The following is a 20654-nucleotide window of genomic DNA, read 5'->3' as shown; positions in this document are numbered from 1 at the left end:
GGGCTTAACCTTCTTCGCGCCAGCGGCGGATGCGTATCGCCGCCACGATCATCAGCACGCCGGCCACCGCGCCGATCCATACGGTCGGCTGGGCCAGCGACGACCAGGAGGTGGCGTACAGGGTTTGCGCCGCCGTTGCCGGACCAACGCCTTCCATCGAGCCATGGGCCGAGCGGTCGAACAGGAACCACGATCCAGGCAGGATGCTGACCAGCATGCGGGCGATCAGGTGCTCGAAGATCCAGCGCATATCGACGCCTAGGCTGAAAATCTTGCTGACCCAGCCCAGCACCCCAGCCGTCAGCAGCGGTGCGATCACACCCCACAGGAAGACCTTGGTGCGCGCCCAGCTCGATACCAGCAGCAGCCAGCCCACCGCAGGCAAGGCCCACAGCGTGTACACCGGCAGCAGCGACAGCAGGCGCAGGGGCGTCAGGTAAAAGTCCGGCGTGGAGAGCAGGTTGCCGAACAGGTTCACGCCATCCAACGCGAGCGCGGTGTACAGCAGCAGTAAAATCAGCAGTGAAGTGGCCAGCGCCATCACCAGGATGGTGAAGGGCAGCACCACCAGGGCCAAGGCAGCCTTGGACAGCACCGTCATTTCATCCGATATGGGCAGCGACTTCCAGAACAGGATGCTGCGGTCGCGGCGCTCGTCGTGCAGGCTATGCAGGCAATAGAACAGCGCCAGGAATGCGGTCAGGATAAACAGCGGCAAGGCGATGGCCGGATACAGCGTGGACGTGGCCTGCACCAGGGTGATCCGCTCATCCGCCGCCAGGGAGGTTAGCGAGCCATCGAAGACGGCCTGTCCGTCCAGATGCAGATTGGCGTGGTGTCCCTTGGCCAGGGCCGCCAGCGCGAGCAATAGAATGCTGCCAGCCACGCCCAGCGGAAACCATAAGAGCATGCCCTTGTTTTCCCAGTATTCGCGGCGGATCAGCCATTTCATGGTATTCATTCGTAGGTTCCTTTCATGCTGGCCACGAACAGGTCCGCCACGCTGGGGGTACGCAGTTCGCCAAACAGTTCCAGTTGCTTGCGCGAGACGCCGTCGAAGAGCATCACGGCCTTGCCGAACACGGTGCGCTGCGTCATCGGCTGCAGCGCGTTGGCGGCCACCATATGCTGCGGCTCCACCATCACCTCCGTATAGCGGTCGGTGATCTCGTCCATCGAGGCCGACAGCGTGATCTGGCCTTCGCGGATGAACAACAGGTCGGTCAGGATATGCTCAACTTCTTCGATCTGGTGGGTGGTGATGATGATGGTGCGGTTCTCGTCGAAATAGTCCTCCAGCAGGTTCTGGTAGAACTGCTTGCGGTAGAGGATATCCAGGCCCAGGGTCGGCTCGTCCAGCACCAGCAGGCGGGCGTCGATCGCCATCACCAGGGCCAGGTGCAGTTGTACGATCATGCCCTTGGACATGGCCTTCACCTTCATATCGGGCGACAGCTTGGTGTGCGCCAGATAGCGTTCCGCCTTTTCGCGGTTGAAGCGGGGATGCACGCCGGCCACGAAGTCGATGGCGTCGCGCACCTTCAGCCAGCGCGGCAGGATCGCCACGTCGGCGATGAAGCAGACATCGCGCATCAGCTCATCGCGCTGGGTGCGCGGGTCCATGCCCAATACCGACAGCTCACCCTCGAACTGGGTCAGGCCCAGCAAGGCTTTCAGCGTGGTGGTCTTGCCCGAACCATTGGGACCGATCAGGCCCACGATGCGGCCGGACTTGACCTCGAAGCTGGCTTCCTTCAAGGCCGCCTGCTTGCCATAGAATTTTTTAAGGCTCTTGGCCTGAATCACGGTATTCATGCCGCGCCTCCCGTCTTGGCCGCCGTCAGCAGCTGCTCCAGGTTGAGGCCCAACCGGCGGATGCGTTCCATCATGGCCGGCCATTCTTCGCGCAGAAAACGTTCGCGCTCGGAAGCCAGCAGTTTGTCGATAGCGCCATCGCTCACATACATACCTAATCCCCTCCGTTTTTCTACCAAGGTTTCATCGACCAGCTCCTGATACGCGCGCGAGACGGTAATCGGGTTGAGTTGATAGTCGGCGGCGATCTGCCGTACCGAAGGCAGGGCGTCGCCCGGCTTGAGCAGGCCGTCCAGCATCATGCCGACCACCCGCTCCTTGAGCTGGCGGTATATCGGCGTATTGTCATTCCACATACATTGGCTCCTCCTGTAGTGTGTTAATTGACTGGTGTTGTAGTGGACTATAACACTAAATTTAAACGACGCAAGCGCTTTTCGCACCGCCCGCATAAAGGAAGGGCTAGAGTGTTGTAAATTTTCTCAATGGAAATAAAAATGAATATATCGGCAACGCGTCCGCTGGATCTGGATGCGGCGACTTTCAGGCAGTCCCTGCAGACCACCATCGGGGCCGGGAGTGATCTGGATTCGCGTGCCATGTCCAACGGGCTATCAGCGAGCGCAGCAGGATCTGGAGGCGCTTGCCGCGAAGCTGCAGCAAGAGTTGTCCGGAAAGCACAACCGGCGCATCAATGCGGTGATTTTGAAGGCGAGCTGGTTTTCCGACGAAGAGAATGCGGGAGCGCCGGCATTGACCTACCGCCATGAGCTGCGTGCCATTGAGCACGTGGACCCTGCAAGCCAACCCTAGCGGCGATTGGCGAATGCGTGCTGGAGAGCCAGGGCATTGGGAACGGCCGCGCCGGCCGCGGTGTTGTCGAAGATGCACCAGGATTGACCGTGCTCACGGATGAACGCGGCGATTTTGCTTAGGCGCTCTTCCGAGTATGCGGAGTAGTAGATCCGGGGGCTGCCATGCAGGCGGATGTAGCTGGCCTCCGTGGTCGGCTTGTATGGCCCGGTGCTGCCGGCGGGCGGATCGGCGATCACGCGGATGATGTTTTGTTCGCGCAGCAGATCGCCGGCACTGGCCTCGAACCAGCTTGGATGGCGGCCTTCGCAAGCGAGCAGACAGGAAAAGCGGGCGCGCAGCGCGTGAAAAAAGGCGCTGGCGATGGCATGGTCGAAGGCGTGGCTGGGCGCCATCTGCACCAGCAGGCAACCCAGCTTCGTTCCGAGGCCGTCGACTTCATCGGCGAAGCGCGCCAGCAGTTCGTCGCAGCCGGCGAGTCTGGCTTCATGCGTGATGGTGCGCGGCAGTTTGACGGAAAAGAGAAAATCGTCCGCTACCGTGGCGGCCCAGCGTTCATACGTCTTGCGTTGATGCGGACGGTAGAAGGACGAATTGATCTCCACGCAGTTGAATACCCGCGCATAGCGTTCCAGATGACTTCCTGCGGCTGGAAATGCGTCCGCCTCCTGGCGTGGAATGGACCAGGAGGCACAGCCTATGCGCGTTGCGCCCATGGCTTCTCTCCTCAAGTACCGGTACACTTTAGGGCATGCAGGCCGAATCTGTCGCCCGCTTAAACCGATCAGGAAGCCCGATGACGAATCCCCGCCGCGCCATGTTGGCGCGTCTTGGCAAGGTGCTGGCCTTGCCGCTGTTTGCCGCTGCCATGCTGACTTCCTGCGCCAATATGGTTGGCCCGCGCGATGTGGAGCTGCCAATTGAGAAGCTGCAAAAGAGTCTGGACAAGCGCTTCCCCTTGCAGCACCGCGCGCTTGGCGTATTCGAGATCCAGCTCAGTAATCCGCAGCTGAATACATTGCTCGATAACGACCGCATCGCGCTTTCCACCGATCTGAATGTGGCGCCGATCCTCACGCGCCAGAGCTGGAGCGGCAAACTGGCCTTGTCGGGCCGGCTGGTGGTGGACCGCCAGCGCAATGCCGTTTTCCTCAGTGACGCGCAGGTGGACCGCTTTGCCATCGATGGCGTGGGGGAGGGCCAGCAGCGCCAGATCGCAGCGGCGGCGAATGTGCTGGTCGATAAACTGCTGCGCGATGTGCCGATCTACAGCCTGCGGCCGGACGAATTGCGCTATGCGGGCGTGCAGTTCACGCCGACCACCATACGCACCACGCCGACGGCGCTGGTGGTGCGTGTCGAGCCCGTGAAATAACGGCACTGCCAGGACCTGCGGGCAGCTCAGCACAGCCTAAGCAAGCATTGCTTATAATGCAGCTATTGAAAATTGCTGGAGTAATGAAATGCCGATACTCGGTTTAGGTTTGCATGTGCTAGTGGCGCTGTTCTTTGCGGTGCACGCGATCCGCACGCGTCAGCAGATGTACTGGCTGCTGATCCTGTTTTCCTTCCCTCTGCTGGGCAGCATCGTCTATTTCTTTGGCATCTATATGCCGAACTCGCGCCTGGAGCATGGCGCGCGCAAGATGGTGACGGCGGCCGCCAGGTCGCTCGATCCGACGCGCGAACTGCGCGAGGCGCGCGCCGCCTTTGATTTCACGCCAACGGCGCAGAACCAGATGCGCCTGGCCTCGGCCTTGCTGGAAGCAGGGCAGGCGCAAGAAGCGGCCAGCGTGTATGAGACCTGCCTGCAAGGCGCCTTTTCGAGCGACCTCGATATCCGTCTCGGCGCGGCGCGCGCCAATCTGGCCAGCGGCCATGCGGCGCAAGCCATCAGTCATCTGGAGCAGATTCGCCGCAGCGACGTCCACTTCCGTGCCGAGCAAGTGAGCCTGACGCTGGCGCAGGCCTTGTCCGAAAGCGGCCGCAAGGACGAGGCGCGCGCCGAGTTCGATGCCGCCGTCACCCGCTTCGGTAGTTTTGACGCGCGCGCCGAATACGCGATCTGGGCCGCCAACGAAGGCGAGACCGCGCTGGCCAACCGTCTGCAAGCCGAGCTGCAGCACATCATGGATCATTGGAACCGCCACACCCGCGATATGAATATGCCACTGATCCGCCGCATGAACGCCGCCTACGACAAGCTGAAACGCTAAGCTGGCCGGCGCCTAGGTGTTCTGCGCGATGATCCAGAGCACGCCGAACGGGTCGAGCAGCTTGAAGTCGCGCATGCGCCAGGGCTGATCGACCAGCGGCCCGACCTGCACGTCAAAATGTTCCGCGATCCCTTCGCCCTGCACAAAGGCGTGCCAGTCGTCCACGTTCTCCACCAGGAAATGCATCATGAAATTGCTGGAGAAGCGGGCGTCGTCGAACAGCTGCAGCAGGAAGCTGGTTTCGCCGTGGCGCATATAGGCCAGATCTTCCATCCGGGAGGCGGCTTCGAAGCCCAGCGCCTCGTAAAAGCGCACGGACAGGTCAAGATCACGCGTTGGCACGAAGGCCTTGATTTCAGCAGCAGTCAGATTCATGGTAATCCTCCAGCAGATGACGAGACGCCGATTCTAGCAGCCAGCCATCGCCAATGAAAATTCACTATCTTGAAACTTGGCCCCGGGTTGACGGGGTTGATTACGCGGCGGAGACGGTCAGCCTCAAAGCGATTTTGCCGGCGCCTGGGCAGCAGCTATCGCTCGCTTTCGCCCTGGCGGATGGTGGCCAGACCGGCGACGTGCTGCGCCTTCTATGGCAGCCGCCGTTTTCCGCGGAAAACGGCTGGAGCGAGCGGCCTTCCGAACTGCGGCAGACTTTTTTGGTTTCCGCCAAGGTGCTGCGTGTAGTGCGCGATGAGGCCGATTGTCGGCATGACGTGGAAATCGTCTCCTGCGAGGCGCTTTTCCCGGTGCTGAAAGCGCTGCGCGAAGATGAGGCGAGTTGGCAATTGCCGACGGTTCTGGATACGCAAACCGATCCGCCGCATGTTTTTCTGACCCTGGAAGAAGTGATCTGGTGCGGCATGGCGACGGTGGATGGACTCACGTATATCGCCGCAAGCACGGCTGCCGAGGCCTATATGCAGTTGATCGTTGAAGAGGTGGGTGGCCAGCTGTTTGGCCTCTTCTGCGCGCATAGCGATCCTGGCGGCGCCTTTTGTCGGATTGGCAGGCGCCGGCTTGGCGGCAGGGAGGAACGCGCGGTCAGGCAGGCAATGCAAACATCCCGGCCGCTGGCCGATTCTTGCGGTCCCTATCTGGGCGCCTGAGCTTAATGCAGGATTGAGCCGTCCAGCGCATGGCGCGTGATGGCGCCGTCGTCGGCGATGGCGATCCAGCCGCCGCGCGGCGGGTTGGAAGCCGGTTCCCAATCGGGCAGCACGTAGCGGCGCAAGCCGCCTTCAAGTTGGTGCAGGGCAGGGCGGTGGGTGTGGCCGTGGATCATCACGCTGGCGCCGGTCTGTTCGAACACCTCGCGGATCGCCTGCGGCGTCACATCCATGATTTCGTAGGTTTTGGCGCCCTGTTCCTTGCGGCTGTTCTCGCGCAGGCCGGCGATGATGGCTTTGCGCTGGGCCAGCGGCATGGCCAGGAATTGCTGCTGCCAAGCGGGCTGGCGCACCTGGGCGCGGAATTCCATGTATTTGATGTCGTCGGTGCACTGGGCGTCGCCATGTACCAGCACGATGCGCTGGCCGGCGGTGTCGATGACCCAGGTCTCGGGCAGCAGGGTCAGGCCAGCCGCTGCGGCAAAGGCGCTGCCGACGAGGAAATCGCGGTTGCCCGCGATCCAGAACACTTCTGTGCCCGCGTCGCTGACGCGGCGCAGGGCATCTACGATCTGCTGGTGAAACGGCTCTTGCAAGTCGTCGTCGCCGGCCCAGTACTCGAACAGGTCGCCGAGCAGGTAGAGCTGTCTGGCGGCCGGCGCCTGGTCCCGCAGGAAGCGGTGAAACGCTTCCGTGATCGCGGGTTGGGCCGGCTGCAGGTGCAGATCGGAGATGAGGAGAATCACGAAGAAATTACGCGGCTTCGATTTTCTCGATGATGATGTCTTCCGCCGGCACGTCGGCGAACATGCCGCTGCGGGTGGTTTTTGCTTTGCGGATCTCGTCCACCACTTCGGTGCCTTGGGTGACTTTGCCGAATACGGCGTAGCCCCAGCCGTCCTGGCCTGGGTAGTCCAGGAAGGAGTTGTTCTTCACGTTGATGAAGAACTGGGCCGATGCGGAGTGCGGCGCCGAGGTGCGGGCCATGGCCAGGGTGTATGGCTCGTTTTTCAGGCCGTTGTTGGCTTCGTTCTCAACGGTCTGCTCGGTTGGCTTTTGCTTCATGCCTGGCTCGAAGCCGCCGCCCTGGATCATGAAACCGTCGATCACGCGGTGGAAGATGGTGTTGCTGAAGTGGCCGGTGCCGACGTAGTGCAGGAAGTTGGCAACGGTTTTCGGCGCTTTTTCAGCGTCCAGCTCGGCGACGATAACGCCTTTATTGGTGGTGATGGTGATGGTAGTCATGTTAGTCCTGACGTTGTGATGAGTGTTCTCTGAGGGCCGCGATCATACAGCAAGCCATGGTAAAGCGCTATTTTACTGTTTCGGCTGGATTGGCGTTTTCAGTATCGTGGCGGCGGTCACGACCACCGGAATCACGGGGATATTCTGGAAGTTCGGCTTGTCGTCCACCAGCACGCCCTTGATCTTGTCCACCACCTCCTGGCCGGCGACGACCTTGCCGAAGACGGTATAGCCGACGCCGTCCGGCGCCGGGTAATTCAGGCCATCGTTATTGACGACATTGATGAAAAACTGTGCGGTGGCCGAATTCGGGTCGCCGGTACGGGCCATGGCGACGGTGTAGGCATCGTTTTTCAAGCCATTGTTCGACTCGCTCTTGACGGGCGGCTTGGTCGGTTTGCTTTTCAGGTCGGCCGTATAGCCGCCGCCCTGGATCATGAAGCCGTCGATCACGCGATGGAAGATGGTGCCTTTATAGTGGCCGCTCTTTACATAGGCGAGGAAATTGGCCACCGTTTTCGGCGCCTTTGCCTTGTCCAGCTCCAGCACGATTTCGCCCACATTGGTGCGCAGCGACACTTGCGGCATGGCGGCCGGTTCGGCGGCCAGCGCGGTCCCGCCCAGGCCAAGAGCGGCGCTCAGGACCAGGCTCTTGGTAAAAATCGGCAGGCTGCGCGCATTTGTCAATTGCATTCTTGGCTTCCTTTTGAAGTTCTGGTAAAACAGCTCCGGGGTTTTTATCAATGCTATACTTGGCGTTGACGTACCATTCTAACAAAGAAGAACTATACCGAGGGTCTGTCAGTTTCCAAGGTAATAACGATGAAACCAGGTGCGGTGCAGTATGTGCCGGCGCCCGGTTTTCGTATTGCCTGAGCTGCGCCCGATATCACGCAGGGTCCGATGAGCAATTTAAAGATTTACAACACGCTGGCGCGCGAAAAGCAAACGTTTAAACCAATGGAAGCGGGCAAGGTCCGCATGTACGTTTGCGGCATGACGATCTACGATTACTGCCACATCGGCCATGCGCGCATGATGATGGCGTTCGACGTGGTGTATCGCTGGCTGAAGGCATCGGGCTATGACGTGACGTATGTCCGCAATATCACGGACATCGACGACAAGATCATCAAGCGCGCCGTGGAAAACGGCGAGACCATCGGCCAGCTGACGGCGCGCTTCACCAAGTTCATGGACGACGACACCGGTGCCCTGGGCATCCTGGAGCCGACCCTCGTTCCGCGCGCCACCGAATACGTGCCGCAGATGCTGGCCCTGATCGAGCGCCTGGAAGAAAAAGGCTTGGCGTATAAAGCCGAAGACGGCGACGTCAATTACGCCGTGCGCAATTTCCCCGGCTACGGCCGCCTGTCGGGCAAGTCGCTGGACGATCTGCGCGCCGGCGAGCGTGTGGACGTCAACACCGGCAAGCGCGACCCGCTCGACTTCGTGCTGTGGAAGGCTTCCAAGGAATCCGAACCGGCGGAAGTGAAGTGGGATTCGAAATGGGGCAGCGGCCGCCCGGGTTGGCATATCGAGTGCTCGGCCATGTCCTGCTCCCTGCTGGGCGAACAGTTCGACATCCATGGCGGCGGCGCCGACCTGCAGTTCCCGCACCATGAAAACGAGATCGCCCAGTCGGAAGGCGCCAGTGGCCACGCCCTGGCCAACTACTGGCTGCACAACGGCTTCGTGCGCGTCGACGGCGAGAAGATGTCCAAATCCCTGGGCAATTTCTTCACCATCCGCGATGTGCTGAAGTCCTATGACGCCGAAGTGGTGCGCTTCTTCATCCTGCGCGCCCACTACCGCAGCCCGCTGAATTACTCGGATGTGCATCTGGACGACGCGCGCGGCGCGCTGACCCGCCTTTACACGGCGCTGGACGGCGTGGACGGCGACGGCCAGCCGCTGGACTGGAAGGAAGCCCACGCCCAGCGCTTCGCCGAAGCCATGGACGACGACTTCAACACCCCGATCGCTGTCGCCGTGCTGTTCGACCTGGTGACGGAATTGAACAAGACCAAATCGCCTGTCGTGGCGCGCCAGCTCAAAGGTCTGGCCGGCGTGATCGGCCTGCTGGAACGCGCGCCGCAGGAATTCCTGCAAGCGGCGGTGGGCGAGGCGATGGGCGAAGACGCCATCGCCGCCGCCATCGCGCAGCGCGCCGCCGCCAAGAAGGTGCGCGATTTCGCGCTGTCGGACAAGATCCGCGCCGACCTGCTGGCGGCCGGCATCATCCTCGAAGACAAACCTGACGGCAGCACCAACTGGCGCCGCGCATAATGGTTCAGGCCAAGGAGACAACGGGCGCCGCATCCCGGCAGGTGGCTTTGCCGCCGTACTGGGAAGAGGCGAAGATCGAGCTCATGAAGCGGGACCGCATCATGAAAAAGCTCATTCCACAGTTTGGCGACCTGCATCTGGTCGGCCACGACGACCCGTTCATCACCTTGGCCCGTTCCATCGTCAAACAGCAGGTCACGGCCAAAGCGGCCGACGTGGCCTGGAAAAAGCTGCTGGCCCTGTGTCCCAAATGCACCCCGGCCCAGGTATTGAAAGCCGGCGCCGAGCAACTGGGCGAGTGCGGCCTGTCCAAGCGCAAGACCGAATACATCCTCGACCTGGCCGATAATTTCAAGGCCAAAAAAGTCCACGCCAGCCAATGGCATGAAATGGACGACGAAGCTGTGATTGCCGAGCTGGTTCAAATCCGCGGCATTACGCGCTGGACAGCGGAGATGTTTTTGATATTTAACCTGCTCCGGCCCAATGTGTTGCCCTTGGACGATCCCGGTCTGATCCAAGGTATCAGCCAGAATTATTTCTCGGGCGAGCCCGTTTCGCGCAGCGACGCGCGCGAAGTCTCGGCCAACTGGGAACCGTATCGCACCGTCGCCACTTGGTATTTATGGCGTAGTCTCGACCCGGTTCCGGTAAAATAGTCCAATTCGTGCCGCGTCGAAACCAGCAAGCGGCCAGTAATACTCTCGGAGGTACAATGATTAAAACGACTTTCCTCAATTTTGAGCAACCGATTGCGGAACTGGATTCCAAGATTGAAGAGCTGCGTTTCGTGCAAGACGACTCCGCCGTCGACATCTCCGAAGAGATCGAACGTCTGGCCAAGAAGAGCCAGCAGCTGACCAAAGACGTGTACGCCAAGCTCACGCCGTGGCAAGTGTCCCAGATCGCGCGCCACCCGCAGCGTCCATACACGATGGACTATGTGAACGAAATCTTCACCGACTTCCACGAACTGCACGGCGACCGCACCTATGCGGACGACCAGTCCATCATCGGCGGCCTGGCCCGTTTCAACGGCCAGCCCTGCATGGTGATCGGCCACCAGAAAGGCCGCGACACCAAAGAGCGCGCCTTGCGTAACTTCGGCATGCCGCGTCCGGAAGGCTACCGCAAGGCCATGCGCCTGATGAAGCTGGCCGAAAAATTCAACCTGCCCATCTTCACCTTCGTTGACACCCCGGGCGCCTTCCCCGGCATCGACGCCGAAGAGCGCGGCCAGTCCGAAGCCATCGGCCACAATCTGTACGTGATGGCCGAGCTGAAAGTGCCGCTGATCGCCACCATCATCGGCGAAGGCGGCTCCGGCGGCGCGCTGGCGATTGCCGTGGGCGACGCGGTGCTGATGCTGCAATACTCGACCTATTCGGTGATCTCGCCGGAAGGCTGCGCCTCGATCCTGTGGAAGACTTCCGAGCGCGCCTCCGACGCGGCCGAAGCGCTAGGCCTGACCGCCCACCGCCTGAAAGCCATGGGCCTGATCGACAAGATCGTCAACGAGCCGCTGGGCGGCGCGCACCGTGACCCAAAACAGATGGCAATTCTGCTCAAGCGCGCCCTGGCCGATTCGCTGCGCCAGTTCCAAGGCGTGAAGACCAAGGATCTGCTGGCTTCCCGTCACGAAAAGCTGATGAGCTACGGCAAATTCAAGCAAACCCCTGCTGCCGAATAAGCTGGCGGCGGCATCCATCCTTTCAAACCGGGGCCCGCCCCCGGTTTTTTGCATTTCAGGAGTTCAGATTGAAGAAGCAGCACAGCGGCGCCTTGCCCGATATGTTTGCGCAGGCCATGGCCGCGCTGCCGGCGGACACGGCGGGGCAGGGCGTCGCCATCGCCCTGAGCGGCGGCCTCGATTCGTCGGCGCTGCTGCATCTGGCGCAGGACTGGGCGCGCCAGCGGGGCGTGGCACTGCACGCCTTCCACGTCCACCACGGCCTGAGTCCGAACGCCGACGCTTGGCTGGCCCATTGCGAGCAGGCCTGTGCCGCGCTGGGCGTAAGCTTCGCCGCGCGCCGCGTGCAATTGCAGGACGTGGCCAAATCCGGCACCGAAGCGGCGGCGCGCAAGAGCCGCTACGCCGCCCTGGGCGCCTTGTGCCGCGAACACGATGTGCGCCTGCTGCTGACCGCCCACCACCTCGACGACCAGGCCGAAACCGTGTTGCTGCAATTGCTGCGCGGCTCCGGCCCGGCAGGCCTGTCCGGCATGGACGCCTGCAACCACGCGCCCGATCTGCTGGGTAATGCGGAGCTACTGCTGGCGCGCCCGCTGCTGCAGACCGCGCGCAGCCAGCTCGAAGTCTATGTGGCAGGGCAGGGCATCGCCTACGTCAACGACGAATCCAACGATGACCCGCGCTACGCCCGCAATGCGCTGCGCCATCAGGTCATGCCCGCGCTGGCGACAACTTTCTCCGGCTTCCAGGCCCGCCTGTCGCGCAGCGCCCAGCACGCGCAATCGGCCCAGCGCATGCTGAGCGAACTGGCCGAGCAGGATCTGCAAGCCTGCCTCGACGCCGACAGCATTGACCTGGCCCGCCTGCGCGCGCTGAGCGCCGACCGCGCCGGCAATATGCTGCGCCAGTGGTTCCGCGTGCGTAAGCTGGGCATGCCGTCGACCGCCTGGCTGGCGGAAATGCTGGCGCAGCTGCTGGAAGCGCGCGAAGATGCCCAATTGCTCGTCACCCATCCCGATTGCCATGTGCGGCGCCACCGCGACCGATTGTATTTGGTGCCCAAGCTGCGCGAGCTGGAAGGCACGCGCGAAGACCGGTTCGACGACAAGCCCGGCCAGCACTTCCGCTGGATTGGCGAAGCCGCGCTGGCTTTCCCGGCCTACGGCGGAGTGCTGCACTTCGACGAGGCGGAAGAGGGCCTGGACGCGGAATGGCTGCAAAAGCAGTTGCTCACCATTGAGTTCCGTCGCGGCGGCGAGCGGCTGAAACCTGCCCCGAACCGGCCTACGCGCGACCTCAAACATCACTATCAATCACTAAGTATCCCGGCATGGGAGCGTACAAGGCTGCCAGTTGTCTACATCCCTGGCCAACTCTTGTTTGCTGCGGGAATCGGCATGGATTGCCACAAGATAGGGGGTGGAGCCAACAAAAGAGTCGTCTTCCGCTGGATGGCCGAATAAAATTTCAGACTAATGCTTTTTGGAATGATCTTATGCCAAGACTGTATGAGATCATTACTTTTTTGACTTGTTCTTTCGCACTGCAGCATGTACAGTAAGGGGCTCCCTTTACTTCATCTAAGCGGAAAACACAAGTTATGGCATTAATCGTTCACAAGTACGGCGGTACGTCGATGGGCTCGACGGACCGCATCAAGAACGTCGCGCGTCGGGTCGCCAAATGGCACGATGCGGGACACCAGATCGTGGTGGTGCCGTCGGCCATGTCCGGCGAAACCAACCGACTGATCGCCCTGGCCAAGGAAATTCACAACCCGCCCGATCCGCGCGAACTGGACATGATTGCGTCCACCGGCGAACAGGTATCGGTAGGTCTGCTGTCCATTGCGCTGCACGCGCTGGGCAAGGACGCGGTGTCCTACGCCGGCTGGCAAGTAGCGATTAAGACCGATTCCGCCTTCACCAAAGCCCGCATCCAGTCGATCGACGACGAGCGCGTGCGCAAAGACCTGGAGCAGGGCCGCATCGTCGTCATCACCGGCTTCCAGGGCGTGGACGAGAACGACAATATCGCCACCCTGGGCCGTGGCGGCTCCGACACCTCGGCCGTGGCGATCGCCGCCGCGCTCAAAGCCGACGAATGCCTGATCTACACCGACGTCGATGGCGTCTACACCACCGACCCGCGCGTCGTGTCCGAAGCGCGCCGCCTGAAAGCGATCACCTTCGAAGAAATGCTGGAACTGGCCTCGCTCGGTTCCAAAGTGCTGCAGACGCGCTCCGTCGAATTTGCCGGCAACTACCGCGTGCCGACGCGCGTGCTGTCGTCGCTGACCGATCCGATGATGGATCTCGACACCGAAGCCAATTCCGGCACCCTGATCTCGTTTGAGGAAGACACACACATGGAACAAGCAGTCATCTCCGGCATCGCCTTCAACCGCGACGAAGCCAAAATCACCGTGCTGGGCGTGCCGGACCGTCCAGGCGTCGCCTTCCACATCCTGGGCCCGGTGGCTGACGCCAATATCGAAGTGGACATGATCATACAGAATCAGTCCGTGGACGGTAAAACCGACTTCACCTTCACCGTCTCGCGCAACGACTACCAGAAGGCGCTCGACGTGCTGGCTGGCCAGCAGGCCGAGATCGGCTACGCCAGCATCCTGGGCGACGCCAAGGTCTCGAAGATCTCCGTGGTCGGTGTCGGCATGCGCAGCCACGTTGGCGTGGCCTCGCAGATGTTCCGCACCCTGTCCGAAGAAGGCATCAACATCATGATGATCTCCACTTCCGAGATCAAGATTTCCGTCCTGATCGACGAGAAATACATGGAATTGGCCGTGCGCGCGCTGCACAAAGCGTTCGAACTGGATAAAGAATAAATATTTCTGAAAAAAAAGCGCTGATAGCCTTGACCAAAGTGATCCGGATCTTTACTATAGCGCTCGTCTGATGTGACGCAGAAATGTGAAGCAAAGGATGATAGTTGAGAAATCAGCTAGGAGACGTGGCCGAGTGGCCGAAGGCACTTCCCTGCTAAGGAAGCATACGGGCAAAACCTGTATCGTGGGTTCGAATCCCACCGTCTCCGCCAGGAACAAAACGAAAAAGCCTCCCCTGCGGGAGGCTTTTTCGTTTTGTCCGGACGGAGGCGGTGGGATTCGAAGACGGAGCCCCCTAAAGGGGGCGAGGCTATTCGAATCGTCCGTTTGCTGGCGCAACGCGCCAGCCCCGCGCGCCGAGGGCGCGCGCCGTACCCACCATATAAAAAAGACGCCGCCAAGTCACGCCGGCTCGCCATCACCGCTCCAGAAAGCGTTCCACCGCCTGCCACAGCGCACCATGCGCCAGTTCCAGATGCATCACATGCGTACCGCGCGGAATGACGGCATATTCGCGCTCCGCCGCCCCCGTCATCCGGCCGCGCAGCAGCTTGTAGTCGGCATCGCTCGGCCAGGTATCCCATTCGCCGCGCACGAGCAGGGTTGGCGCCTTGATGCGGGCAGGATCGTAATAGGGCCGCCCGTGGCTCAGATCATCGGCGTCGGCTGATGGACCGGATGGGAAGCGGACCACGGCAGCATTATCCGCCCGACGATCGGACGCCAGCCAATCGGCCCCCCAACGTTTATGCACATCCGCATGCAATTGCGATGCCTCGCCTGCGGGCCGCAGTCCATCCATGCCGGCAATGCGCTGCGCCGGCGTCAGTTCCTGATAAGGCGCCACTTGCGCGCGCGGCGTGGATTGATTGCGCGCCGTGATTGCCGCGAACAGCACCAGCTTGCCGACCTTCTCAGGATGCCGCTCCGCATACAAGGCGCCCACCGAACCGCCCCACGAATGCGCAACGAGCGCTACCTGCCGCGCACCGGAGCGTGCCAGCACCAGCTCTACCGCACGGTCGACATCCTGCACCACATCAAGCGCCCGGCCTTGCGGCTGTTGTGCGGGCGGATAGCGGTCGGACAGCCCGTAACCCAGGAAGTCCAAGGCATACACATTGTGTCCACGCGCGGCAAGAGAGTCCATCCACGACACGCCGTCCATTGGGAAATCGAAGGCCAGCGCTGATGGGAAGGATGAGCCGTGCAGGAAGAGCACCGGCAGCCCGCGCGTAGCGCCGGCTGTCGTATGGCGCAGGCGCAGTTGCAGCCCTGGCACGTGGCTGCCGGTCGTCAGCACCTCGGCATGCGCCGACACCGCGCTTGCCATAGCCAACACCACTGCAGGAATGAATTTGTTCATGTGGACTCCGATCGGAAAACCCGCATGCTAGCCCGCCAAGTGCGAGAACAATTCGCTCTGTGACGAAATATGGATTGCCAGGAACCTCCTTGCCCAAGCGGACGAAAAAAGAACAGCATAAAATGGCCCGAAGCGAACGTCGCCACCAAGGAGGCATCATGACACTCAAACGCATGGACAACGTTGGCATCGTGGTAGAAGACCTCGACGCCGCCATCGAATTTTTCAGTGAACTCGGCCTGACGCTCGAAGGCCGCGCGCCCATCGAAGGCGACTGGGCAGACGGCGTTACCGGCCTGCACGGCATGCGTGTCGAGATTGCCATGATGCGGACACCGGACGGCCACAGCCGCCTCGAATTATCCCGCTTCCTCGCGCCGCCCGTGGCTGCCGACCACCGCAACGCACCGGTCAACGCCCTCGGATACCTACGCGTGATGTTCACCGTGGAAGACATCGACGATACGCTGGCCCGGCTCAGCAAACGCGGCGCAACGCTCGTCGGCAGCGTGGCCCAGTACCAGGATGCATACCGGCTCTGCTATATTCGCGGTCCCGAAGGCATTCTCATTGGCCTTGCCCAGGAACTTGGGCGGTCACCGGCCGGCTGACGCGATGTGCCAGATCAAGCCGGAGCCGCTGCACATAAGATAAAAGAACTAAAAATGAAATCCAAACCCTTCCTCCTCCTCTGCGCCATCAGCGTCGTCCTGGTCATTGTTCGCTTTAAAACGGGCACGCCGCCCGACCAAATCGAAGTCAGCACCACCAACTGCAGCGAAGACGCAATCAAATCCATTCCCGACGTGACTGCCCGCTCCGTCCTGGCCGCGCGCTGCGCCAAGGAGAAAGCAAATAAACCGCAAACCTAGGGAAGCGATTATCATCATCCCATTTCAATAGCCGGGAAAGCCAATGCCGTGGACCGCAATATGTGAAGGTGCAGGAAAACACCGCAACGAAGATCTGATCGCAGTCCACGAGCATGACAGCGTCACCGACATCCTGGTCATCGACGGCGCCACCTCGCTCGCCGAACGCGATTACATCGACACCGAGGAAGGCGACGTCGCCTGGTTCGCGCGCCGGTTCGCAGCCGAGCTGCATAAAGTCCTTGGTCCAGACGCCACGCAAGACACGCTCGTAAGGCGGGCCATGGACGCTACCCGCGCCGCTTGGCTGGCCCATACCGAAAATACCGAGATACCGCGCTACGCCCACCCAATCGCTGCCCTGAGCTGGACCCGTGTTTTCCACCACGCCGGCTTGGATGAGTTGCACCTCTACTGTTTGGGCGACTGCAAAACGCTGCTGCGTGGCGCGGACGGGCAGGTACGCGACCTCGACCCCTGGATCAATCCCCAGGAAGGCGTGCTGCAGCGCGAAATCGGCGCCATGCTGGCAAAGGGCGTGAGCGACCCCGCTGAACGCCGCGCATTGCTGACGCCCTTGCTGAGGCGCCGCCGCGAAGAACAGAACATCGCGCTGGAACCATCCATCCTGTGCCTGCAGCCCCAAGGCCCATTCGCCGCGCGCAAATCCGTGCTGCGGGTAGAGACTGGAACCGCATTGTTGAGCATGACCGATGGCTTCTATCGTCTGTCCGACCCTTATGAGCTGTATTCGCCCGCACAACTGGTCGAAGCCTGCACCACGCGTGGCCTCGATGCCATGCTGTCCGAACTGCGCGCCACCGAAGCGGCCAGCGCCGCCAAGGGGGGCTTAATGGTCAAGGCGGCGGATGATGCTGCGGCCGTGCTCTGGATATCGGGGGCAGCCGCTTGATCCGCGCCATGAGTTGAGGAGGGCGCATAGCCCCATATTTATTCCGGCAGGCGGAGTGGTAGCCAGCCCGGTTTGGTATCCGTATGCAGCTCGCGATTCACCGGCCCGTCAAATTCCTGATCCAGCGTCCCCAGCGTGACGGCGATGCGGTCTGGCGACTGGGTGCTGCGCCAGAACAAAGTCGAACCGCAGACGCGGCAGAAACCGCGCCGGCCATGCTCGGACGAAGCATATTCCGTTACCAGCTCCGCGCCGCGCTCGTAGGTGAAGCCCGCGCTGGCCACGTTCGCATACGAACCGGCCGCCGCGCCATGCTGCTTCTGGCACATGATGCAGTAGCAATGGCTCGCATGCTGCACCGGCTTTTCTGCCCGATAGGCAATGCCGCCGCAAAGGCAGCTGCCGCGCAGGCAAACATCCTCACTCGTACGCATCCGGATCTCCATGTAAATGATTTATACTGTAATTATGCCGGCGTCCCATCTTTCGTGTGCGCGCCGCTGCCGATGCGTACCGGCGCATAGTGGCGCATCTCTTCGATCTGATTGATATAGGGACGGATCGCCGTAAGAAACGGAGCGAATTCCGGCGCGCGGCGAAATCCGCTCAGGTGCCCCTCGGCGGAATCCCATTCAATCCGCAGCACATAATGGTCGGCTTCCTCAACGCAGCGCGACAGCTCGTAAGACAGGCAGTGCGGCGAAATATCCAGCGAGGTGCAGGCGCTGCGATAGGCCGCCTCGAAGGCTTCCGCCGCTTCCTCGGCGGAAGCCGTTTCCGTGTGATGCAGCTTGTAGCGGATATACTCGACAATCATCTTTCCTCCAGAGAAGCATGACTTGGCAAAAATTCGGCCCGCGCAAGCAGGCTGCATAGGTCATCATGCTAGCGCAAAAGCCGGGCGCGTTGTTGCCATGCGATTCAGGGCGGACGAGGAAAGTAGACGACTGGTCTAGTTTGTTCTAAGATGCGGGCATGAGCACGCAAATTACCGATCTCCGTCAGCATATCCTTTCAGTCGCCAAGCCATTGCTGCTGAACAAGGGCTATACGGCGGTGGGCCTGACCGAGCTGCTGGCGACGGCCGGGATTCCCAAAGGCTCTTTCTACCATTACTTCGATTCCAAGGAAGGCTTTGGACAGGCCCTGCTCGATTGGTACTTCGGCGGCTATCTGGCTTTTCTCGACGACTTGCTGGCGCGGCCGGGTAAGGCGCAGCAAAGGCTGATGGGCTTCTGGCAGTACTGGCTCGATGCGCAGGGCGGTGAAGACCCGGCGGCGAAATGCCTGGCGGTCAAGCTGAGCGCCGAAGTCAGCGATCTGTCGGAGAGCATGCGCATGACGCTGGAGCAGGGGACGCAAGGCGTGATCCAGCGCTTGACCCACTGTATCGCCGAGGGCCGCGCCGACGGTTCGCTGGCCCATGTGAAGGATGCCGCGCAACTGGCCAACACCCTGTACCAGCTGTGGCTGGGCGCCAGCCTGCTGGCCAAGGTCACGCGCAGCCGCGCCCCGCTGGAAAGCGCCATGACGGGGACGCGGCAACTGCTTAAACCACCCAAATAGCTTCTAGGCTTTGGTATCCAGGCGGATTGCGGCCGTCAGCGCATCCAGGCCGCAGGCCTGCAGGACGCCGTCGAAAGCCGTGCCTTGCCAGCCCGTGATGGACGGTTCGCCATTGCCCCATGCCTTGACAAAGCCCGCGTTGAAGGCCTGGTCGCCGGCCGGGTTCCATAGGCTGCCGAATACGTCGCGCGCGTCGCGGCTGTCCCAGACAGCCTTCGCCGTGGCCTTGATGCCTTGCGGGGACAGGGCGCGGCCAAGCGTTTGCGATACCAGCGGCTCGGAAGCATAGCGCAGCAGGACGCCGCGCCCGCCGATATAGTCGCCGGCATAGGAGAAGCCGAAGCTGGAATTGAAGGGCGGCTCGCGCAGCACCTTGTCCGATCCGCCGAACAGCAGGCTTTCCACGCCAGCTGCCAGTTTGACGAAGCTGTCCTGGTATAGCCGCAGGCTGAAGCCGGGCGGCGGGGTACCCTCCTGAAGGATGGTCGCAAGGCCCATCAGCAGCAGTCCCTGGTCGCCGGTCCAGACCCAGCCCCGTTCCCAATTCGGATACTCGGTGCGCACATAGGTTTGCTCGGCCATGGGCCGTTCGTGGATCAGGCTTTGCATTGCCGGCAGCGTGCGCAGATAGGGGCCGTTGTCGAGCGATGGATAATCGAGCGTGAACCATTGGCCAAACCAGGCGGCCTGGCTTAGCGCGAAGTCGAGGTAGCGCCCGGGACCATGGAGCTTGTGCAGGCGATAGGACAGGAGCAGCAGATTGACATTGGTGACGGTATTGCGCGTGCCGTAACCGCCGCCGTTGCGCTTGCGGTCCGGCGAGATGTTGCCGCAACCATGCGGGACCGGCGTTGCGTCATTGCTGTTGTCGTAGCCGGTTTCCATCATCTGATCCCAGCATGCGCGGGCGATGTCGGCATATACTTGCGCGCCCGCTCCGTCGCCGATGGATTGCAGATAAATGCTGGCTTCCACGCTGGCCAGGCCACACCAGCCGTAGTCGTCGGCCCATACCTGGTCGCCGCCGATATAGGGTTGGAAGAAGCGGGCGTTCTCGCCGATCAGCACCGTTCGCAGATCCTGCATCGGCCGCAGGGCCGGATCGGTCCTGCCCCAGCGCTTTTCGGCGGCATCGACAAAGCGCAGATAACTGTGGAAGGTGTTCGAGCGTTTCCAGAAGTCGCTGAAGTTCCAGACGCCGGCGAAAGTCTTGGCGCCGGCAATTGCCATGGTTTTGATATCAGTGCTCATATCCTGAGGTCTCCATTGTTTGCCCTCTGTTCAAATCAGCCGGGCGCCGTCCCAGGATGGCTTTTGCCTTGGGCGGCAGGCTGTCTCCGCGCGGGGCGAAGCGGAAGTCGATACTCACGCGGGTCTGCCGCGTGTCGTTGGCGACGGTGCCGTGGGACAGGTAGCCGCCGTCGAAAACCAGAGCCTGGCCGTAGCGCACCGGGATGGGCCGGTAGTCGCCCTTGCCGTAATCGCTTTCCACCCAGAGCGTGTTGCTGTCGAAGGTGTCGGTGAACGGCAGCCAGACATTGATCTGGTCCACGCGTCCGGTCACATCGGCGTCGCGGTGCCAACTGCTGACCGATGGCGTGCCGGCCAGGTGCACGCGCATCTTCGGATGCATCGAATACGACAGACGGCGTTGGAAGGCGGCGCCGATCACCTCTTTGACGAAAGCGTTATAGATCACGTAGAACAGGTCGTCGTCCGGCAAACCCTGCATGCGTTGGCGCAGCAGCAGATTGTCCGCATGCGTCAGACAGGGTTCCGCGCCGCGCCGGGTCTTCTGCGCCAGCCAGTACACGTGCAGCCGCTCCAGCGCCGGCACGCGGTAGACCTGGCGCGCCACCACCTTGGCGAAGGCGTAGCGCCGGACATCGTAGTCGAGCAGCAGCATGCGGCC

The 20654-nt window shown here is 61.6% G+C and carries 26 protein-coding genes and 1 tRNA gene; 14 read left to right on the top strand and 13 right to left on the bottom strand.

Features of this window, described 5'->3' with window-relative positions; translation table 11 throughout:
- Positions 1 to 4 precede the first annotated feature (4 nt).
- Genes FHS03_RS06595 through FHS03_RS06585 form a run of 3 tightly spaced genes read right to left on the bottom strand, consistent with a single transcriptional unit; the run spans position 5 to position 2171 of the window.
- Positions 5 to 961 carry a hypothetical protein gene (locus FHS03_RS06595; protein ID WP_183440229.1) on the bottom strand — a complete coding sequence of 319 codons (957 nt, stop codon included), beginning with the start codon at positions 959 to 961 and terminating at the stop codon, positions 5 to 7.
- The gene (locus FHS03_RS06590) at positions 958 to 1815 is read right to left on the bottom strand and encodes an ABC transporter ATP-binding protein (RefSeq protein ID WP_183440228.1); all 858 of its coding nucleotides are present in this window, start codon (positions 1813 to 1815) and stop codon (positions 958 to 960) included. Before FHS03_RS06590 ends, FHS03_RS06595 begins: the two co-directional genes overlap by 4 nt.
- Complete coding sequence (locus FHS03_RS06585) at positions 1812 to 2171, bottom strand: GntR family transcriptional regulator (protein ID WP_183440227.1); 360 nt, start codon at positions 2169 to 2171, stop codon at positions 1812 to 1814. Before FHS03_RS06585 ends, FHS03_RS06590 begins: the two co-directional genes overlap by 4 nt.
- 223 nt (positions 2172 to 2394) lie before the next feature.
- Here FHS03_RS06585 and FHS03_RS06580 point away from each other — a divergent pair, with 223 nt between their 5' ends.
- Positions 2395 to 2628 (top strand): hypothetical protein, encoded by a 234-nt coding sequence (locus FHS03_RS06580; protein WP_183440226.1) that lies wholly within the window; start codon positions 2395 to 2397, stop codon positions 2626 to 2628.
- On the opposite strand, the gene FHS03_RS06575 is transcribed toward FHS03_RS06580, so the two are convergent.
- Entirely contained in the window at positions 2625 to 3344 is a 720-nt protein-coding gene (locus FHS03_RS06575) for a DUF72 domain-containing protein (RefSeq protein ID WP_183440225.1), read from the bottom strand. The two genes, FHS03_RS06580 and FHS03_RS06575, sit on opposite strands and share 4 nt — an antisense overlap.
- Positions 3345 to 3424: 80 nt before the next feature.
- Between FHS03_RS06575 and FHS03_RS06570 the strand changes: the two genes are divergently transcribed.
- A complete protein-coding gene (locus tag FHS03_RS06570; RefSeq protein WP_229426094.1) occupies positions 3425 to 4003 on the top strand; it encodes a DUF1439 domain-containing protein in 579 nt (192 codons plus the stop codon).
- An 88-nt stretch (positions 4004 to 4091) separates the two neighbouring features.
- Positions 4092 to 4844 (top strand): tetratricopeptide repeat protein, encoded by a 753-nt coding sequence (locus tag FHS03_RS06565; RefSeq protein WP_183440224.1) that lies wholly within the window; start codon positions 4092 to 4094, stop codon positions 4842 to 4844.
- Between the two features lie 12 nt (positions 4845 to 4856).
- Here FHS03_RS06565 and FHS03_RS06560 read toward each other — a convergent pair whose 3' ends face one another.
- Positions 4857 to 5219: a VOC family protein gene (locus FHS03_RS06560; RefSeq protein ID WP_183440223.1), complete on the bottom strand. Its 363-nt coding sequence runs from the start codon at positions 5217 to 5219 to the stop codon at positions 4857 to 4859.
- Positions 5220 to 5272: 53 nt separating this feature from the next.
- Between FHS03_RS06560 and FHS03_RS06555 the strand changes: the two genes are divergently transcribed.
- Complete coding sequence (locus tag FHS03_RS06555; protein ID WP_183440222.1) at positions 5273 to 5950, top strand: hypothetical protein; 678 nt, start codon at positions 5273 to 5275, stop codon at positions 5948 to 5950.
- A gap of 2 nt (positions 5951 to 5952) precedes the next feature.
- On the opposite strand, the gene FHS03_RS06550 is transcribed toward FHS03_RS06555, so the two are convergent.
- The 3 genes from FHS03_RS06550 to FHS03_RS06540 all read right to left on the bottom strand — a co-directional run bounded on the left by FHS03_RS06550 (position 5953) and on the right by FHS03_RS06540 (position 7888).
- Positions 5953 to 6696: a UDP-2,3-diacylglucosamine diphosphatase gene (locus FHS03_RS06550; RefSeq protein WP_183440221.1), complete on the bottom strand. Its 744-nt coding sequence runs from the start codon at positions 6694 to 6696 to the stop codon at positions 5953 to 5955.
- Between the two features lie 7 nt (positions 6697 to 6703).
- On the bottom strand, positions 6704 to 7195 hold the full coding sequence (locus FHS03_RS06545) for a peptidylprolyl isomerase (protein WP_183440220.1): 492 nt from the start codon (positions 7193 to 7195) through the stop codon (positions 6704 to 6706).
- A gap of 72 nt (positions 7196 to 7267) precedes the next feature.
- Positions 7268 to 7888, bottom strand: coding sequence for a peptidylprolyl isomerase (locus FHS03_RS06540; protein ID WP_183440219.1), 621 nt, complete (start codon positions 7886 to 7888; stop codon positions 7268 to 7270).
- Positions 7889 to 8098: 210 nt separating this feature from the next.
- Here FHS03_RS06540 and cysS point away from each other — a divergent pair, with 210 nt between their 5' ends.
- The 6 genes from cysS to FHS03_RS06510 all read left to right on the top strand — a co-directional run bounded on the left by cysS (position 8099) and on the right by FHS03_RS06510 (position 14237).
- Complete coding sequence (gene cysS / locus FHS03_RS06535; RefSeq protein ID WP_183440218.1) at positions 8099 to 9484, top strand: cysteine--tRNA ligase; 1386 nt, start codon at positions 8099 to 8101, stop codon at positions 9482 to 9484.
- Positions 9484 to 10143 carry a DNA-3-methyladenine glycosylase family protein gene (locus tag FHS03_RS06530; protein WP_183440217.1) on the top strand — a complete coding sequence of 220 codons (660 nt, stop codon included), beginning with the start codon at positions 9484 to 9486 and terminating at the stop codon, positions 10141 to 10143. The genes cysS and FHS03_RS06530 overlap by 1 nt, the downstream gene beginning before the upstream one ends.
- Before the next feature lie 56 nt (positions 10144 to 10199).
- On the top strand, positions 10200 to 11174 hold the full coding sequence (locus tag FHS03_RS06525) for an acetyl-CoA carboxylase carboxyltransferase subunit alpha (protein ID WP_183440216.1): 975 nt from the start codon (positions 10200 to 10202) through the stop codon (positions 11172 to 11174).
- A gap of 68 nt (positions 11175 to 11242) precedes the next feature.
- Complete coding sequence (gene tilS / locus FHS03_RS06520) at positions 11243 to 12640, top strand: tRNA lysidine(34) synthetase TilS (RefSeq protein WP_371871611.1); 1398 nt, start codon at positions 11243 to 11245, stop codon at positions 12638 to 12640.
- A gap of 137 nt (positions 12641 to 12777) precedes the next feature.
- The gene (locus FHS03_RS06515; protein ID WP_183440215.1) at positions 12778 to 14025 is read left to right on the top strand and encodes an aspartate kinase; all 1248 of its coding nucleotides are present in this window, start codon (positions 12778 to 12780) and stop codon (positions 14023 to 14025) included.
- A 119-nt stretch (positions 14026 to 14144) separates the two neighbouring features.
- A tRNA-Ser gene (locus tag FHS03_RS06510) sits at positions 14145 to 14237 on the top strand.
- Positions 14238 to 14443: 206 nt separating this feature from the next.
- On the opposite strand, the gene FHS03_RS06505 is transcribed toward FHS03_RS06510, so the two are convergent.
- The gene (locus tag FHS03_RS06505; RefSeq protein ID WP_183440214.1) at positions 14444 to 15391 is read right to left on the bottom strand and encodes an alpha/beta fold hydrolase; all 948 of its coding nucleotides are present in this window, start codon (positions 15389 to 15391) and stop codon (positions 14444 to 14446) included.
- 158 nt (positions 15392 to 15549) lie between these two features.
- Between FHS03_RS06505 and FHS03_RS06500 the strand changes: the two genes are divergently transcribed.
- From FHS03_RS06500 to FHS03_RS06490, 3 genes are read left to right on the top strand one after another with little or no spacing between them, the layout of a single operon-like run.
- Entirely contained in the window at positions 15550 to 16002 is a 453-nt protein-coding gene (locus FHS03_RS06500) for a VOC family protein (protein WP_183440213.1), read from the top strand.
- Positions 16003 to 16056: 54 nt separating this feature from the next.
- A complete protein-coding gene (locus FHS03_RS06495) occupies positions 16057 to 16263 on the top strand; it encodes a hypothetical protein (protein ID WP_183440212.1) in 207 nt (68 codons plus the stop codon).
- A gap of 43 nt (positions 16264 to 16306) precedes the next feature.
- Positions 16307 to 17176 carry a protein phosphatase 2C domain-containing protein gene (locus FHS03_RS06490; protein ID WP_183440211.1) on the top strand — a complete coding sequence of 290 codons (870 nt, stop codon included), beginning with the start codon at positions 16307 to 16309 and terminating at the stop codon, positions 17174 to 17176.
- 38 nt (positions 17177 to 17214) lie between these two features.
- Here the strand turns inward: FHS03_RS06490 and FHS03_RS06485 are convergent, their stop codons facing one another.
- Together FHS03_RS06485 and FHS03_RS06480 are read right to left on the bottom strand one after the other, a co-directional pair.
- Positions 17215 to 17610, bottom strand: a complete 396-nt coding sequence (locus FHS03_RS06485; RefSeq protein WP_183440210.1) for a GFA family protein — start codon at positions 17608 to 17610, stop codon at positions 17215 to 17217.
- Between the two features lie 32 nt (positions 17611 to 17642).
- A complete protein-coding gene (locus tag FHS03_RS06480; protein ID WP_183440209.1) occupies positions 17643 to 17993 on the bottom strand; it encodes a putative quinol monooxygenase in 351 nt (116 codons plus the stop codon).
- Positions 17994 to 18151: 158 nt separating this feature from the next.
- On the opposite strand from FHS03_RS06480, the gene FHS03_RS06475 reads away from it, so the two are divergent.
- Entirely contained in the window at positions 18152 to 18742 is a 591-nt protein-coding gene (locus tag FHS03_RS06475) for a TetR/AcrR family transcriptional regulator (RefSeq protein WP_183440208.1), read from the top strand.
- A 3-nt stretch (positions 18743 to 18745) separates the two neighbouring features.
- Here FHS03_RS06475 and FHS03_RS06470 read toward each other — a convergent pair whose 3' ends face one another.
- Together FHS03_RS06470 and FHS03_RS06465 are read right to left on the bottom strand one after the other, a co-directional pair.
- The gene (locus FHS03_RS06470; RefSeq protein WP_183440207.1) at positions 18746 to 19993 is read right to left on the bottom strand and encodes a hypothetical protein; all 1248 of its coding nucleotides are present in this window, start codon (positions 19991 to 19993) and stop codon (positions 18746 to 18748) included.
- Positions 19983 to 20648, bottom strand: coding sequence for a streptomycin biosynthesis enzyme StrG (locus FHS03_RS06465; RefSeq protein ID WP_183440206.1), 666 nt, complete (start codon positions 20646 to 20648; stop codon positions 19983 to 19985). The genes FHS03_RS06470 and FHS03_RS06465 overlap by 11 nt, the downstream gene beginning before the upstream one ends.
- Between the last annotated feature and the right edge of the window lie 6 nt (positions 20649 to 20654).

The organism is Pseudoduganella violacea, from assembly GCF_014191875.1.
GTDB lineage: Bacteria > Pseudomonadota > Gammaproteobacteria > Burkholderiales > Burkholderiaceae_D > Rugamonas > Rugamonas violacea_A.
This window is presented reverse-complemented; position numbering and strand designations above follow the sequence as displayed.